The sequence below is a fragment of the Streptomyces sp. NPDC054840 genome, assembly GCF_053611065.1.
Window position 1 is genome coordinate 1 of the sequence record NZ_JBSGZP010001122.1, and the last position, 1,289, is coordinate 1,289.

Below are 1,289 nucleotides of genomic sequence, written 5' to 3' on the forward strand. Positions count from 1 at the left end.
GGGGTCTCCCCCGGGCCCTTCCTTCACGTACTCACCCTTGCGGGCTCAGGCGAGGCTGACAGTGCGCGCCGAGACGGCGCCGATCTCGCTGGCGATGTCCGCGAGGACGTTCGCCGGAACGGCGGCGTCGACGGTGAGGACGGCGAGCGCCTCACCGTGCTCCTCGGCCCGGGCGACCTGCATGCCCGCGATGTTCAGACCGCCCTCACCGAGGACGCGGCCGACGGTACCGACCACGCCGGGGCGGTCGGTGTAGCGCAGCACGACCATGTGGTCGGCGAGGGCCAGGTCCACGTCGTACTCACCGACGCCGACGATCTTCTGAAGGTGCTTCGGGCCCGCGAGCGTGCCGGAGACCGAGACCTCCTGACCGTCCGACAGGGTGCCGCGCACAGTCACCACGTTGCGGTGGTCCGGGGACTCCGAGCTGGTGGTCAGACGCACCTCGACGCCGCGCTCCTGCGCGAACAGCGGGGCGTTGACGTAGGAGACCGTCTCGTCGACGACGTCCTCGAAGACGCCCTTGAGGGCGGAGAGTTCCAGCACCTTGACGTCGTGCTGGGTGATCTCGCCGCAGACCTCGACGTCGAGGCGGACCGCGACCTCGCCCGCGAGGGCGGTGAAGATGCGGCCGAGCTTCTCGGCGAGCGGCAGGCCCGGACGGACGTCCTCGGCGATGACGCCGCCCTGGACGTTGACGGCGTCCGGTACGAGCTCACCGGCGAGGGCGAGGCGCACCGACTTGGCGACCGAGACACCGGCCTTCTCCTGGGCCTCGTCCGTGGACGCGCCGAGGTGCGGGGTGCAGACGACCTGGTCGAGCTCGAAGAGCGGGGAGTCCGTGCAGGGCTCCTTCGCGTACACGTCGAGTCCGGCGCCGGCGACGCGGCCCTCCTTGATGGCCGTGTACAGCGCGGCCTCGTCGACGATCCCGCCACGGGCGGCGTTGACGATGCGGACCGACGGCTTCACCTTGTGCAGGGCCTCGTCCCCGATGAGACCGAGGGTCTCGGGGGTCTTGGGCAGGTGCACGGTGATGAAGTCGGCGACCTCCAGGAGCTCGTCCAGCGTCAGCATCTTGACGCCCATCTGGGCGGCGCGCGCGGGCTGTACGTAGGGGTCGTACGCGACGATCTTCATGCCGAAGGCCGACATGCGCTGCGCGACCAGGACGCCGATGCGGCCGAGACCGACGACGCCGAGGGTCTTCTCGCTGAGCTCGACACCCGTGTACTTGTTCCGCTTCCACTCGCCGTTCTTCAGGGCGGTGTTGGCCTGCGGAATGTTGC

The 1,289-nt window shown here is 70.0% G+C and carries 1 protein-coding gene; it reads right to left on the bottom strand.

The genetic code is table 11. From position 1 onward, the window contains the following. Nucleotides 1-45 precede the first annotated feature (45 nt). The coding region (gene serA, locus ACWGIU_RS38040) for a phosphoglycerate dehydrogenase (RefSeq protein WP_453712679.1) at nucleotides 46-1,289 on the bottom strand (1,244 nt) is incomplete at its 5' end.